This window comes from Aliicoccus persicus (assembly GCF_900110815.1).
Classification (GTDB): domain Bacteria; phylum Bacillota; class Bacilli; order Staphylococcales; family Salinicoccaceae; genus Aliicoccus; species Aliicoccus persicus.
In genome coordinates this window covers 43,931-57,001 of the sequence record NZ_FOIT01000003.1, presented here as the reverse complement: position 1 = coordinate 57,001, position 13,071 = coordinate 43,931, and the positions used below count along the sequence as shown (strand labels likewise).

The 13,071-nt window shown below is 37.6% G+C and carries 14 protein-coding genes; 1 reads left to right on the top strand and 13 read right to left on the bottom strand.

The annotated features are described in order from the left end of the window. Positions 1-24 precede the first annotated feature (24 nt). The 8 genes from nrdE to BMW30_RS05605 all read right to left on the bottom strand — a co-directional run bounded on the left by nrdE (position 25) and on the right by BMW30_RS05605 (position 8,425). A complete protein-coding gene (gene nrdE / locus BMW30_RS05640) occupies positions 25-2,130 on the bottom strand; it encodes a class 1b ribonucleoside-diphosphate reductase subunit alpha (RefSeq protein ID WP_091474739.1) in 2,106 nt (701 codons plus the stop codon). Further along, complete coding sequence (nrdI, locus tag BMW30_RS05635) at positions 2,102-2,500, bottom strand: class Ib ribonucleoside-diphosphate reductase assembly flavoprotein NrdI (protein ID WP_091474737.1); 399 nt, start codon at positions 2,498-2,500, stop codon at positions 2,102-2,104. The genes nrdE and nrdI overlap by 29 nt, the downstream gene beginning before the upstream one ends. Before the next feature lie 302 nt (positions 2,501-2,802). Beyond that, the gene (gene recQ, locus BMW30_RS05630; RefSeq protein WP_091474735.1) at positions 2,803-4,587 is read right to left on the bottom strand and encodes a DNA helicase RecQ; all 1,785 of its coding nucleotides are present in this window, start codon (positions 4,585-4,587) and stop codon (positions 2,803-2,805) included. 143 nt (positions 4,588-4,730) lie between these two features. After that, positions 4,731-5,684: a 5-oxoprolinase subunit C family protein gene (locus tag BMW30_RS05625; RefSeq protein ID WP_091474733.1), complete on the bottom strand. Its 954-nt coding sequence runs from the start codon at positions 5,682-5,684 to the stop codon at positions 4,731-4,733. Next, the gene (locus BMW30_RS05620) at positions 5,681-5,938 is read right to left on the bottom strand and encodes a hypothetical protein (protein WP_091474731.1); all 258 of its coding nucleotides are present in this window, start codon (positions 5,936-5,938) and stop codon (positions 5,681-5,683) included. Before BMW30_RS05620 ends, BMW30_RS05625 begins: the two co-directional genes overlap by 4 nt. 8 nt (positions 5,939-5,946) lie before the next feature. Then, positions 5,947-6,156 (bottom strand): hypothetical protein, encoded by a 210-nt coding sequence (locus tag BMW30_RS05615; RefSeq protein ID WP_091474729.1) that lies wholly within the window; start codon positions 6,154-6,156, stop codon positions 5,947-5,949. A gap of 8 nt (positions 6,157-6,164) precedes the next feature. Next, positions 6,165-7,853: an aminodeoxychorismate synthase component I gene (pabB, locus tag BMW30_RS05610; protein WP_091474727.1), complete on the bottom strand. Its 1,689-nt coding sequence runs from the start codon at positions 7,851-7,853 to the stop codon at positions 6,165-6,167. Further along, on the bottom strand, positions 7,850-8,425 hold the full coding sequence (locus BMW30_RS05605) for an anthranilate synthase component II (protein ID WP_091474726.1): 576 nt from the start codon (positions 8,423-8,425) through the stop codon (positions 7,850-7,852). Before BMW30_RS05605 ends, pabB begins: the two co-directional genes overlap by 4 nt. A 190-nt stretch (positions 8,426-8,615) precedes the next feature. Between BMW30_RS05605 and BMW30_RS05600 the strand changes: the two genes are divergently transcribed. Beyond that, positions 8,616-8,876, top strand: coding sequence for a GlsB/YeaQ/YmgE family stress response membrane protein (locus BMW30_RS05600; protein ID WP_091474724.1), 261 nt, complete (start codon positions 8,616-8,618; stop codon positions 8,874-8,876). A 54-nt stretch (positions 8,877-8,930) separates the two neighbouring features. On the opposite strand, the gene BMW30_RS05595 is transcribed toward BMW30_RS05600, so the two are convergent. From BMW30_RS05595 to moaA, 5 genes are all read right to left on the bottom strand, one after another. Continuing rightward, a complete protein-coding gene (locus BMW30_RS05595) occupies positions 8,931-9,212 on the bottom strand; it encodes a hypothetical protein (protein ID WP_091474722.1) in 282 nt (93 codons plus the stop codon). A gap of 1 nt (position 9,213) precedes the next feature. Continuing rightward, positions 9,214-9,540, bottom strand: a complete 327-nt coding sequence (locus tag BMW30_RS05590) for a hypothetical protein (protein ID WP_091474720.1) — start codon at positions 9,538-9,540, stop codon at positions 9,214-9,216. Positions 9,541-9,665: 125 nt separating this feature from the next. After that, the gene (locus BMW30_RS05585) at positions 9,666-11,000 is read right to left on the bottom strand and encodes a hemolysin family protein (RefSeq protein WP_091474718.1); all 1,335 of its coding nucleotides are present in this window, start codon (positions 10,998-11,000) and stop codon (positions 9,666-9,668) included. A 154-nt stretch (positions 11,001-11,154) separates the two neighbouring features. Beyond that, positions 11,155-12,006: a DegV family protein gene (locus BMW30_RS05580; protein WP_091474717.1), complete on the bottom strand. Its 852-nt coding sequence runs from the start codon at positions 12,004-12,006 to the stop codon at positions 11,155-11,157. 34 nt (positions 12,007-12,040) lie between these two features. Further along, positions 12,041-13,057, bottom strand: a complete 1,017-nt coding sequence (gene moaA / locus BMW30_RS05575) for a GTP 3',8-cyclase MoaA (protein WP_091474715.1) — start codon at positions 13,055-13,057, stop codon at positions 12,041-12,043. Positions 13,058-13,071 lie beyond the last annotated feature (14 nt).

Here is a 13,071-nt window from a genome sequence, read left to right as displayed (position 1 = left end):
TCAAATATTCTCCCTTATATCAAATTAAACCGCGCAGCTTGTGCACTCTTCTACACTTAGTAATTTGTTTCTTGTGTAGTATAAAGACTTCAGTCCTTTGTGGTGTGCATAGATATATAATCTTGCTAAAGAACGCGTAGAAATCTCAGAGTTCACGTAAAGAATTGTACTGATTCCTTGATCGATATGCTCTTGAATGACTGAAATCATATCGATAATTTTCATTTGGTCTGTGTTAAATGCACCTTTGTACAACCACATTGTTTTCGGTGAAAGGAACGGCATTGGGTAAAACGTTTCAGAGTTACCGTATGAACGACGTTCAATCGTATCAACGATCGGCATAACCGAGCTCGTTGCGTTTTGTACGTAAGAGATACTTTGTGTTGGTGCAATTGCTAAGCGATATGCATGGTACAATCCATGCGCTTGTATGTTTTCTTTCAGTGCTATCCAATCTTCTTGAGTCGGGATATGGATATCTTCGAACAATGCTGCAACTTTCTCTGATGCTGGTGCATATGAATTGTTGATGTACTTATCGAAGTATGTCCCTTTTTTGTATTCACTACGTTCAAAATCTTTAAATGTTTGATTGCGTTCAATCGCAATTTCCATCGAGCGCTCTAATGAATAGTAGTTCATTAACATGAAGAATACATTTGCAAAATCACGTGCTTCTTCTGATTCATACGTAATGCCGTTTTTAACGAGGTAACCGTGAAGGTTCATTGCACCAAGACCAACTGAGTGTAACTCATCGTTTGCCTTTTTAACACCTGGCGCATTTGCAATTGATGTATCATCACTCACAACTGTTAGAGCGTCAATACCTTCATGTACGGATTCACGGATCTTTTTAGATTCCATCACATTGACGATATTTAATGAACCCAGGTTACAAGAAATATCACGTTTGATTTCGTCCTCAGTACCATAATCATTGATTACTGAAGTTTCTTGCAGTTGGAAGATTTCAGTACATAAGTTACTGATTTTAATCTGTCCAATATCTTTTAATGGGTGAACTTTGTTTGCGTTATCTTTGAACATAATATATGGGTAACCAGACTGAAGTTGTGTCTGTGCAATCGTATTTAACATTTCACGTGCATCCATTTTACGCTTTTTAACATTGTCGTTTGCAACAAGTTGATCGTACATCTCATCGATGTTCATATCATCAAGCGTCATGCCATATTCACGTTCCACCGTGTGTGGAGCGAATAGATAAAACGGCTCATCATTTTTCGCGAGATCGAAGAACTTAGATGGAACAACGAGCCCTGTTGAAATCGTCGATAGACGTAAGTCTTCATCTGCGTTCACTTTTTTCGTATCTAAGAATTCCGGTAAATCATAATGGAAGATATTTAGGTAAACCGCACCCGCACCTGGACGTTGTCCAAGTTGGTCTGCATAGCTAAATCCATTCTCAAGTGCTTTCGCTACTGGAAGGACACCTTTTGCAACACCTTCGATACCTTTGATTGCTTCGCCACGTGCACGCAATTTAGATAAGTTAATTGCGACACCGCCACCGATTTTACTCAACTGCTTCGCTGTTGAATCGATGTAGTTGATTGAGTTTAAGCTATCATCCGCTTCTAAAAGGAAACAAGAAACCATCTCACCGCGACGTGCACGACCTGCATTTAAAAATGTCGGTGTCGCTGGTTGATAACGCTGTTCAACCATTGACGTGATAAAGCGTTTCGCAAGGTCAACATCACCTTTTGATAAGTATAAGCTGACGATGACAACATGCTGCTTGTAATCTTCAAGATATTGTTTCTTATCGTTTGTTTTTAGTGCGTAGTCCTTAAAGAATTTACTCGCAGCCATGTAGCTCTTAAATGTAAATTCTAAGCTTTCCGTATGATGAATGATTTCAGTCAGTTGATCTTCTGTGTATTCTGCGAATAAATCGTAATAGAAGTCGTTATCAACTAAATAATGCAGACGCTCAATTTCTGAGTTAAACGAGATTGTTTTATCTCTTACTTCTTCCATAAATACGTCTTTTGCTTCGATATCTTTGTGCAGCTGGTAGAATCCAGTCTCATCTCTCTTAGTGACTTCGTTGTTTAACTCTATGTGATTATACTTTTTCTCGTCTAATACTTTCATCTAACGCGCCTACCTTCTCTTTAAATTCTTTGCGTGATTGCTCATTACCATGTAACTCAAACTTCATAATTAACGGAACGTGATAGTCTTCACTGATGCGATCACCAGCTTTTGCGTAATTCCCACCCCAATTTCGGTTGCCGCTCGATGCAACACCGATAAGTTGGCTATGGTTTTTTTGTAAAAATCGCTGGACCATCGGAGGTACTTCTCCGAAGTTAATCGTCGGTGTGACCAATAGAAACGGTTCATCGATTGCATCATCGATGTTATCTTTCTTTAACTCGATTGTTTCGTATTCATCAGCAATACCTGAAGAATTGACGAAACGACGACAATTTCCTGTCATCGAATAGTATACAATTAACACATCAATCCTCCTCTACATACTAACACAGGTAGAACATATGTTCTACACTGTGTGCTTGAAGCAATGTGCGTCATGGCTTTTGTGTTCAACGAACCATTTGGAATTAAAACACAATATATAGTGTTTATAGAGAAAAACCAACACAATATATTGTTAATAGCTATATCATGCCATACTGAAATTTAAATATCAATATTTAAAACGATTTTATTTTTGCAACTCTTTTGCTCAATATTCTTTTCAATAGAAAAAAATAAAAAGGTGTGGAATTTTACTTCACACACCCTACATAGAGAGAGCTGCTAAATCACGATGTTTTCTACATGCGATTCAATTGCTTTTAAGAAATGAGGACAATAATGTTTCAATTTGTAACTCCCAACACCATCAAAATAAACCATTTCTTCTTTTGTTGTTGGTTTTTTCTTCGCAAATTCTTTAATCGTTTGTAGTGTAAATATATTTTCTTCATCGACATTATACTTTTGAGCAAGTGATTTTCTGACATTCAAAAGTTTTTCATATAGATCGATACTCGGTAATTCATCAGTAGAAATATCCACTTTCTCAAGTAGTGATTGTTTAAACGGCTCAGTGAAAATCATCCGTTTGCCTTCAATGAGCAGGCGTCCTTTAATAAGAACTGTTAATTTATCGTCTTCAATGTGAACGTAACCTCTATAGATAAGTTCGTCTAAAATGTAATAAATTTCACTCGTCATCGTATCGCTCATCGTGCCAAATTTAGAATTTCGATCAAGTTTATATTTGAAAATGTCTTCCGTTTTTTCACCACGTAAAATTTGAATCGCCATAGACTTCGTTAAGTGATTTGGAAACTGGAGCAAGAGTTCCATGATTTCTTTTGCTTCAGCTGTCATATCATATGTTCGCTTCTGACTTAAACAGTTTGAGCAATGCCCACACTCACTGATGTAATCATTTGGACTAAAGTATTTTGTGACGAATCCTGTCAGACATTTTTTTGTTTTTTGATACTGCAGCATCTTGTCGAGTTTTTCACGCATCTTTTGTTTGTGACCCTCATTCGCATCAGACTTATCAATAAAATACTGGTGCAAGTTGATGTCCCGTGCACTTGATAGCAAGATGCATTCACTTAATTTTCCATCTCGACCTGCACGCCCAACTTCTTGGTAGTAGCTTTCGATATCACCCGGCATATTATGGTGGATGATATAGCGGATATCCGCTTTGTTTATTCCCATACCAAATGCATTGGTTGCGATGATAAGCGGTACCTCGTTACGGATGAACAAATCTTGATTCATCATGCGTTCTGTTTTTTTCATACCACCATGATAGGCGACATTTTTAATATCATGGTTTGATAAGTACAGCGAAAGTTTCTCGACTTCAGCACGCGTTGCAGCATAAACGATACCCGCTTCGTCTGGACGCGCTAAAACATAGTTCAAGATAAACTGATCGCGTTGGAATGTTGGGTTAATCATCAACTGAAGGTTTTCACGCTTCACTTCACCCTTAAACACACCCGCTTCATCAATATCAAGTAGCGTCTGAATGTTCTCCTGTACTTCTTCAGTCGCAGTTGCAGTCACTGCAATGATTGTCACATTTGGAAATAGGGACTTTATGACAGGGATTACATCTTGATAACTCGGTCTGAAATCATGTCCCCACTTAGATATACAGTGCGCTTCATCAAAAGCGATAAGGTCTATCTTTAATGTTTTTAAAAAGTCTTGAAACGTGTCAGAAACTAAACGTTCCGGTGCAACATATAAAAATTTATATTGATTGTTTGATAAGTTACTTTCAACTTTTGTAATTTGCGCTTGTGACAACGTTGAGTTCAGATAAGCGGCTGGTATATCACGACGATTTAACTCTTCCACCTGATCTTGCATCAGTGCGATCAGTGGAGAGATAACTAGAGTTAACCCATCCTGCATTAACGTCGGAACTTGATAACAAATTGATTTACCTAATCCCGTTGGCAAGACACCTAGTGTATTATGTTTTGATATGACCGATTCAATAATTTCTCTTTGCTTCGGTCTAAACGTTGAGTAACCAAAATATTCTATTAAAGTTTTTTCCATAGACACTAACCATCCAATTTAAATATTAGTATATTATACACTTTTTTTGTGTGGATTTATAGTTGGTTATGTAAATGTTTTGTGAAGGTTGGTTTTTTATCCGGGAGAGATTAAAAAAAAGACCCTTAGAAGGGTCTTAAAAATTAGAGTTTCTCTTTCACAAGCTCTTTAGATAATTTATAATCGATCGCTTTGAACAAACTCGTAATCCACAGATGATGGGCATACAAGTTCGCATGGGCATCTTCAATGTCGATGCATTTAAATTGTAATTGTGAACCCGGACGTTTCTGTGCTAATTTGTGTAGATGATAGCTTGGAATTGTCCCAACATGTGATGCTGTCGTTGGCTGGTCGAAGTCATTTAAAGTAATCACCGGCTGATCTTCTGGAATAAAGACCCCACCACGCAAGCCATATTGCTCAATGTCATGACCATTGGCTGTCTCTGCCACATCAACTGCGCCACCTTTTAAATACATCATGATTCGGTTCTTTTCATTGTGTACACTATATGTATTTTTTTCTAATTGTTCATAGATCTTCGGGTCGACACCTGGGACTTTTACGATGTGAAAAATGTCAGAGATGTACACTTCTGTTAGTGCGTAATAATCGACACCCCAATTAACCGTATTATTCGTTCTTAAAATATTAAACAACTCTTTATGTTGTTCTGTGTACTCACGCTTCATGATCAATTCGTCACCGCTTGATAACACGTTCGTACCTTCAGTTTCTATGCCCCCTGCAACACCCATATATAACCTGTTGCCGCGCTTTTGAGAATCAAATTTCACCGTGTCGCCTCTATCGAATAAGTAGATTCTATTCGTATTCAAAATGCGTCCATTCACTTCACCTGCAAAATCAGCACCAGAGAATGCGACAATCGTCGGCTCAGTAAATTTAATGACTGCGGGTTGCACGGTCATTTCAACCGTGAGTGCATCTATAGGATTGCCCACGAGTTGGTTAGCCATCTGAAACGCTAAGCGATCGAGTGCACCGTTGTACACACGATTATCATCATTTTCTTTCTTATCTAATGTTTGTAGCAGCGTCAACAAACCACTGTTTTCAATAATTACACTCATATCGACACGCCCACTTCTTCTAAAAACTGTTGAACCTCTTCCATAACGATGATCGACGGCTCAATCGTACCGTGACTTACCATGACTTCAATGGGTAAATAAGTAAACGTCACATCATTGTTTGTCATATTAATCTCTGTTAAAAAGTCAGATTTGTATGATTCAAAATGCTGTTTGATTCTTTCTTGAGTTGTCTCTTCAATTTTAGTATCTGTGCTATACGTGATATAACAATCACCGTTTGCAAATAGCATGTGCTCACCTAATCTCTATAAAAAATTTCTAGCTGTGATGTTACGAATTCAACGAGATTCCCCATGATAAAATTCACAATGAAAATCGATGTGATCACACCAGCAAAAGTAAACAATATTGCAAGTATTCGAATGTTATTTTCAATTAAGTAGTTTACAACGAAATGTGTAAACAAAATAATTCCCGTCAACAGGAGAATTAATAGTATCGTAATCATGTTTCACCTCATATTTCAAACTTCACTTTAGTCCATTCTCTGACACTGTTAATCATAAATACTTCTATAGAACCGCTTCGGTATTTCTCAATAAATTCGTTAAGCAAGTACGTGCGCTCAGTCAATTTTTGTTCGTGTATTAACTGTTGACGCATCACACCGTTCAGTAATTCTGATGAATGTTTCGGTGTGTAATACTGCCCGGATTCTTTAATAACGATATTACCAATATTAAATTCCGTCAGTTCATTGTTCTTATTATAGTATAAATTTAATGCATTATCACCTGTTAACTCATAGTGATATCGCACGGTTGTCTTATGATTTATATATTCTTTAACGCCATCGATCGGTTCGTGATGAATCGTACTGAACATCTCCTTATCTTCGTTGAGTTCTGAATGCGATAAAGCCAGCGTTCCGCTTTGATCAAGCAGCGCACGTAGCTTATACACACCAGCTGAAAGATGCAGTTTCACGTATTGATCAATTAAAGCAATATTGTTGTCATTAAAAGGATACCCTAGTGCATCCGCACTGCTTTTTAGGCGCTTTATATGCAAATCTAAACGAGGTATCGCACCAGCATCAACACGCATCGACTCGATCAGTTGGACGTAACCATTCCAAAGGAATGATGTTTTTGCAACGATCTCGTCGTACTCATCGCTCGGATTAGAATCATATGTAATGCCCGCACCCGCACCATATACCGCATCAGTTCCTTGGATGTATAATGTACGAATCGGTACGTTAAATACCCAGTTATCTGGGGAAAGTAACAGTCCGATTGTACCACAATAGTACTGACGTGGAGATGATTCTAATGATTCTATGATGCGCATCGTACTTTGTTTCGGTGCACCTGTGATTGAACCACAAGGAAACAAGCCCTGCATCACATCATTTAATGATGCATTCGTCTTTAATTCTGCTTCAATCGTGGATGTCATCTGATACACTGTCTCATACTTTTCAATCGTGAATAGTTCAGGACATCTAACAGTGCCCTTTTGTGCAATTTTTGACAGATCATTGCGTAACAGATCGACAATCATGACATTTTCAGCACGGTCTTTCGTTGAGTGTTTTAAAAACTGATAACTTTCTTCATCGCGCACCTCATCTGCGTAACGTTGAGATGTCCCTTTCATCGGTTTCGTACGAATCGTATCACCATCGCGTTCAAAAAAGAGTTCGGGTGAGCAACTGATAATTTTTTCATTTTCATACTCAATGTAAAATGCATAGTCGCCATTATTTTTTGACATCAATTGTAAGAATAACGTGTGTGCATCGCCACTAAATGTACCATGAAGGCGGGTCGTATAATTGACTTGATATGTATGACCATCTCTTATATAATCTCTGACCTTCTCAATGTCTGCTTCTATTTTTTCTCTCGTTTCATCGAATTCAAGCGGTGACAATTGATAGATGCCCTGCTCTGTTCCAAATGTTTCTTTATCAGCAAAGCAGTCAAAAATACCGATGATAAAGCTCTCATTTTTTGGCAGTACTTGATTGCTCTCGTAGGTGATTGCCGGTACGACATAGTAACCCGCTTGCAAAGAAGTCTCGACAATTTCTAATGCCTCACGAAGTGAACAATCTTCTTCAGTTAAAACACGAATCGGATGGTTAAAGTAAAAGTCAGAAACAAGACCCTTCACTTTTACTTTGGCATGTACTCTCATAATGCACTTCCTTTCACAATATCCACAAATAACGCCAGTTGATCCATACCGTGATTACTTAAAATCGCCTCTGGATGGTATTGCACACCATAAATCGGTAAGTGCTTGTGACGTATTGCCATATTCACGTTGTCCTCAGTGCGTGCCGTTACCTCGAATTGTGAATTCTCACCGCTTGCTTCCAATGAATGATATCTTGTAACATCAAAACATTCAGGCAATGCTTGAAATAGTTCACTGTTATCATGCGTGATTGTATACACATGACCGTGGATTGGACGGTCACCTCTTTGTACATCGCCACCGGTCATATACCAGAGCATTTGATGCCCGAGGCAAATTCCGAGGATCGGTACTTTCCCCCAATATGATTCGACAAAACCCATCGTGTCCGGTCGGTCTTTTGGATGTGACGGACCAGGGGAGATTATTATTCCCGAAAAAGATTCTTTCATATCTTTTAGTTCATGGGGTTGATAAATAACAATCTCAACCCCATCAATTTGTTCGAGATAATGGATGATGTTATATGTAAATGAATCGTAGTTATCAATCATCAATAGTTTAGACATGAATTATCCCTCAAATTCGTTAATATATGTTTAATTATAAGTAAATAAGCCTTCGAATGGTACTCCTCTTACAATGAACTGTAGTATATAATATTTTGTCGTAAAGTTATAATAATTTTTTTAATATTTATGTTTATTCATTTATACATCGGGTAATTAATAGTATAAAAACAGAGGGGAGTTTTTACAAATGGGTTGGCTTATTACATTAGTTGTCGGTGGTATTATCGGTTGGTTAGCTGGTGCAATTTTAGGTAAAGATGTACCATTTGGTATCATCGGTAATATCATTGCTGGTCTTATTGGTGCGTCAATTGGTAATGCACTTAATTTAGATATCGGACCTGAAATCGGTGGCATGAGCATCGTTGGCGGTCTATTAGGTGCAATTATTTTAATTCTAATTGTATCATTTGTTATGAAAGCAATCAGCGGAAACAAAAGAGCGTAACACATATTGTCTTAATTAAATATGATAAGCGTATGGATTATCCATACGCTTTTTTTATTTCCGGTCTTTATCTTCTATTAACCAACGATCTTCACGTTCCAACTTGATTTCATCACGCAGTTTTCTATCATTTTTAATTTTTTCAAGTTCTAGTTCCATATGTTTGTTTTCTAGCAAAAAGTTTTCTTGACGCATTTTTTCTAACTCTTGTTGCTCTTTCACATGTTTCAGCTGGCGTTTGCTATCATTCGCGTCTGAAGTTCTTTTAATTGCGTAGAGCGGTATGCCAAGTGCCATGACGGTTGCGACGAGTCCAATGATGAGTTCAAAATCCATATTATCCCTCTTTCTTTTCTTTTAACGCACTCTGCTTAGTCGTCAATTGTTTCTGAGGTCGCTTTCGTTCCTTAATTAACCATCGTTTGTCATTTAAATCCTCTTCTAGTGCCTTCCGTTCAGCGCGAATTTGTTCTAATTCTTTGAGCATGGATTTATTTTCAAGAAGATAGTTCTCCTGTTTAATTTCTTCTAACTGACGAGCTTCAACCATTTTTTTGTATTCCAGTTTAGATTTACTATCTCTAATATTTACAAAAGTTTCACCAACGACTGAAATAATTGCTGGTGACATTATTGCAAGTACAATTAAGAAGATAAATTCCATAGCTCAACACCTCACATATTTCTATTATACATAATTATTCAATACAAAAAAGGATGAATAAATTTACAAACGGCCATGGTTTCTTTAAATAAAGAAGCCATGGCCGTTTAATCTCTTATTTTTTGTTAATCTTCTATTACTTCAATGTTGTTATTATTGTAATTACGGTGGAGCGCAACTTGTTTCACCAAGTGATTATCAAGTTCAAGAACGATCCATCGGTCCTTTTCGGTATCGATAGAATCATCCACTTCAATTTCTGAATTCATACTTCTAATCCATCCACCGATTGTGTCGATCTCTTCGCTATCTTTAAACTCAACATCAAACTGTTCTTCTAAGTCCGAAAGTAGAACACGTCCACTGATATGGAACACATCGTCATCGACTTTGACAACATCTGGTTCCTCATCTTCATCAAACTCATCTCGTATTTCCCCAACAATCTCTTCAAGAATATCTTCCATTGCTAGCATACCTGCTGTACCACCATATTCATCAATAATCAATGAAATATGTACGCGCTCTCTTTGCATTTTAATCAATGCATCACTTATTCTTGAAACTTCAGTGACTAGAGGCATTTCATGTGTATAATCTTCTGGGCGTACGTTACCATTCGTTGCGAGGTGCTGTGTTAAATATTCTCTGACATTAATATAACCGATAATATTATCCTTATCGCCGTCTGAGCCAGTAATAGGATATCTCGTAAAGTTGTGTTCTTGAACAACTGCTAAGACATCTTCTGCAGTAATTGGCTCCGTTAAAGTAATCATCTGAGTTCGTGGTACCATAATATCTTTCGCCAATCGCTCATCAAATGAAAAGATATTTTGCATATAAGCAAGCTCTTGCTGGTTAATTTCACCACTCTGATAACTTTGCGTCATGATAATTTTTAATTCTTCTTCACTGTGACCTTGATCGAGCGGTGCGTCTTTAAAGCCAAGTATTCTTAAGAGTAAGCGAGATGCACCATTCAAAACAAAAATAAACGGCTTCAATACAACCCCGAATATATAAAGTGGTAATGAGAACATCATTGCTAATTTCTCAGCATAATGAATCGCGACTGTCTTCGGTGCAAGTTCACCGACAACAACGTGTAAAAACGTAACGATTGCGAATGCTGTCGCCACTGTAAATACTGTCTCTAAGTTGTCAGGTAATCCAATGAAATCAAAGAATGGGTGTAGAATGACTTCAAATGTACTTTCTCCGATCCAACCAAGTCCGAGTGCAGTTACGGTAATACCGAGCTGACACGCAGATAAGTAGTAATCGAGTTCATTCGTCATTTTTTTAACACGTACAGCTGCGTTGTTGCCATCCTCAATCAGTTGATCGATTCTAGATTGTCGTGCTTTTACAAGCGAGAATTCTGAACCAACGAATATAATCGTTAGCAAGATCAGAATCACAAAAATAAGTAAGTTTGTTATGGTGGATATGTCCAATTAGTTCCCTTAAAAAAGGGATTCACCTCCGGTAAATTTAAAAAGTTTATAATGTGTTCATTATATAATACAATATAATATCAAAATGATAATAGATTTACAATTAAAATCCAATTATTTTAAGCGTAAAAAAAGGTGCACAATCGCACCTTGGTTACATACCTTTTACAAAACTAAATGCTATCGTTCCGTGGCCAGTGTGAACACCAGCAACTGGTACGAATGGTTGGAATACCAGATCAACTGAATTGAAACTCCCTTTTAGTTTTTCAACCCATTCATCCGTCAATGATTTAGTACCGGCGTATAGCACAGCAATCGTTTTGATACTGTCCTCAGCAACGTGGCGTTCGAGCTTATCCATCACCAACTTTGCCATCTTGCGCTTCGTTCTTACCTTTTCTCCGATAACAATTTTACCCGCATCAAACTCTAATTGAATTTGAATATTCAATAATGATGCCAGCATCGACTGAGATGCAGATACACGCCCACTCTTACGCATCTGGTTGAAACTCTTCGGTAAAATATAGAGTTGTGAATTGTCGATTACGTATTGAATACGTTTGCCAAGTGCTTCTAACGACTCATCCGATTCACGAGATTCAACAGCAAGTTCAATCATTTTATGGAGTGGATAACTACCCGTTGAAGAATCAATTACTAAAGCTGGCTTTGAACATTCTTGTGATGCCGATAAAGAACTCTGGTACGTACCAGTAAGTTCACTTGAAGCATGAATGGCAATGACCGCTTCATAACTTTCATCTTGTTCTATTTCTTCGTACACTTGAATAAATTCACCGATCGTTGGTTGAGATGTCTTCGCACCTTCTCCACTTACTACTAGCTTTTCATAAATTTCTTCTATCGTTGCATCGACACCTTCACGATATGCGACACCATCAATAATTACAGTCATCGGTAAAATGATGACATCATGTTCCTTCGCGTATTCGTTTGATATGCCGGATGCACTGTCAGTAACAATCGCAAGCTTCTTCATAAATCGTCCCCCTATTGGTACGTGGTTAAGCTTTCTAACCACCGATGTAACTCATATTAATTTTGTTTCTTTCGCGACGTTTTTCCTCAGTAATTTCTGTACGAATATCTGAATAACGGTCGTTTCTTCTCGACCAAACATCCACTAATTCTGCTTTCAAATCATCATCAGACATATCGCTTCTCAACATCTCTTTAACATTAACACCTTTCGTTGCAAATAGACATCCATAAAAGCGACCATCTGAACTTAAGCGTGCGCGTGTACATGTTGAACAGAAACTTTCTGAAACACTCGTGATGAATCCGAGGTGACTGTTCGCATCCTTGTGCTTATACACTTTAGCCACTTCTCCATAATATGCTGGGTCGACTGGTTCTAAATCAAATTCTTCACTTAAAACTGAAAACATTTCTTTTTTCGTCAGCACTTTATCGAAGTTCCAACCGTTATCATTACCCACATCCATAAACTCTATAAATCTTAATGTGACGGGTAATTGTTTAAAATAACGTGCCATCGGCAAAATTTCTTGTTCATTTAAACCCTTTTGTACAACCATATTAATCTTCACTTGGAAACCGATGTCTAGCGCATGGTGTATATTTTCTAGCACTTGTCTTGCACCGATTCCGCGATCATTAATATTTCCAAATAATTCATCATCTAAAGCATCTAAACTCACGTTGATACGCTTCAACCCTGCATCAAATAACTTCTGACCATGTTTTTTAAGAAGAATACCATTTGTTGTCAAGCCGATATCTTCAATACCCTCGATTTTATTTAACTTTTCAATCAAGACGTGCAAATCACGACGCAACAACGGTTCTCCACCTGTCAAACGCAGTTTTTTAACACCCATCTCACTATATATTCGACTGACACGTTCGATTTCATCGAAGCTCAGCAGTTCTCTCTTCGGTAAAAATTCATAGTCGTCACCAAATATCTCTTTTGGCATACAATATGAACATCTGAAATTACATCGGTCTGTGACTGAAATCCTTAAATCCCTTATGGGTCTTCCAAATTTATCTTCTACAATCATTGTGACCCCTCCTA

Bases quoted from the DNA above. Each gene is read 5' to 3' on its own strand.
- nrdE (WP_091474739.1), bottom strand. From the start codon at position 2,130: ATGAAAGTATTAGACGAGAAAAAGTATAATCACATAGAGTTAAACAAC.
- recQ (WP_091474735.1), bottom strand. From the start codon at position 4,587: ATGGAAAAAACTTTAATAGAATATTTTGGTTACTCAACGTTTAGACCG.
- BMW30_RS05625 (WP_091474733.1), bottom strand. From the start codon at position 5,684: ATGAGTGTAATTATTGAAAACAGTGGTTTGTTGACGCTGCTACAAACA.
- BMW30_RS05620 (WP_091474731.1), bottom strand. From the start codon at position 5,938: ATGCTATTTGCAAACGGTGATTGTTATATCACGTATAGCACAGATACT.
- BMW30_RS05615 (WP_091474729.1), bottom strand. From the start codon at position 6,156: ATGATTACGATACTATTAATTCTCCTGTTGACGGGAATTATTTTGTTT.
- pabB (WP_091474727.1), bottom strand. From the start codon at position 7,853: ATGAGAGTACATGCCAAAGTAAAAGTGAAGGGTCTTGTTTCTGACTTT.
- BMW30_RS05605 (WP_091474726.1), bottom strand. From the start codon at position 8,425: ATGTCTAAACTATTGATGATTGATAACTACGATTCATTTACATATAAC.
- BMW30_RS05600 (WP_091474724.1), top strand. From the start codon at position 8,616: ATGGGTTGGCTTATTACATTAGTTGTCGGTGGTATTATCGGTTGGTTA.
- BMW30_RS05595 (WP_091474722.1), bottom strand. From the start codon at position 9,212: ATGGATTTTGAACTCATCATTGGACTCGTCGCAACCGTCATGGCACTT.
- BMW30_RS05590 (WP_091474720.1), bottom strand. From the start codon at position 9,540: ATGGAATTTATCTTCTTAATTGTACTTGCAATAATGTCACCAGCAATT.
- BMW30_RS05580 (WP_091474717.1), bottom strand. From the start codon at position 12,006: ATGAAGAAGCTTGCGATTGTTACTGACAGTGCATCCGGCATATCAAAC.
- moaA (WP_091474715.1), bottom strand. From the start codon at position 13,057: ATGATTGTAGAAGATAAATTTGGAAGACCCATAAGGGATTTAAGGATT.